The sequence below is a fragment of the Providencia sp. PROV130 genome, from assembly GCF_028482225.1.
Taxonomy (GTDB): Bacteria; Pseudomonadota; Gammaproteobacteria; order Enterobacterales; family Enterobacteriaceae; genus Providencia; species Providencia rettgeri.
The window spans coordinates 1-1185 of the sequence record NZ_JAMPQC010000040.1 but is presented as its reverse complement, the minus strand read 5'-3'; the positions used below and the strand labels follow the sequence as shown (position 1 = coordinate 1185).

At 39.9% G+C, this 1185-nt stretch carries 2 pseudogenes; both read left to right on the top strand.

What is annotated here, in order from left to right:
- Positions 1 to 490: pseudogene (locus tag PSF28_RS21745) on the top strand (host specificity protein); the annotation flags it as partial.
- A 65-nt stretch (positions 491 to 555) separates the two neighbouring features.
- Positions 556 to 1185 (top strand): annotated as a pseudogene (locus tag PSF28_RS21740) (hypothetical protein); the annotation flags it as partial.

Sequence of the window (1185 nt, the reverse complement as noted above, 5' to 3'; positions counted from 1 at the left end):
GGGTGATGTGTATTATTCAACATCAACGAAAATTACAGGGACAATTTATAGATCAACGTTAAATGTTGGAACACTAAATACCGGGTGGATAAAAGCCATTGAAATAAACTCTGAAATTTTTAGCCGAATATTTGATGCCGACTTGGCGTGTAAATTGGATATGGTTAGAGAGGAAGGGGGGTGGCAATATTCAACATATTGTAGCGTTCAAGTTGGCGTCGATGATGGAAAAGGTGGCGTTACACTGGCATATAGCGAAACTGGGAAATATACAGGACAAGGTGGATTAAACTTAACTGTCAATGCTGGTCCTATTCAATTACCCATCGCCCCAAGGGGTGGTAAGAGTTATATCTATATTCGTGCAATATCCACAGAAAATGACCCAAATACGAATGCAACAGCAAACGTTATTTTAAGTTACTCGAATCTGAAAAGGGTGGAAGTTTTCAAAGTCGGCACATCGACAGTCAAAGCTCTAACTATTTAAACCACAAAATCACAAATAAGCCGCGTAATTGCGGTTTTTTTACGTCCAAATTTCGAGGAAATAACATGTACAACACAGGCACAGTTACCACAACAGCAAATAGCACTAAATTAGTCGGTACCGGCACCAAATGGCTCAATAACATTAATCGTGTATCCGCAGAGCAGGCAATACAGATTCAAATCGATAACACTGTTTACAATAATAGTATTCAGTCGATTCAATCGGATACTGAACTCACATTAAATTTCCCATTACCAACATCAGCAACAGGGGCGAAGTACGTCATTCTCACGACGATGGTTCATTCTGTTTCCGATGCCATGAATAAGATTGTGTCCATGAATGGTGCGAATGTGCAGTTCAGCGACATATTAACGCGCTGGATGACAGAGCAAGGCATTATCACTGTTACATTGCCAGACCAAACGAATCAACAGCTACGCACAACAAAAGAAATGGATAAGCAGTTGGATGGGAAGTTTGATAAGACGGGTGGATTTGTGGATGGTTCTGTAATAAGTTCGGCATTGGGTGTTACACGAAAAACAACAAATTCAACTGTATATTTATATCCAGCTCCTGATTCCCAACCAAACGGCTACGCTTACTTTCAATATAAAATAGGCACGGATTGGTTTGGTCGTATTGAAATACCAAGGCCAGCAAATAATCAGACAACACAATTAATGCAA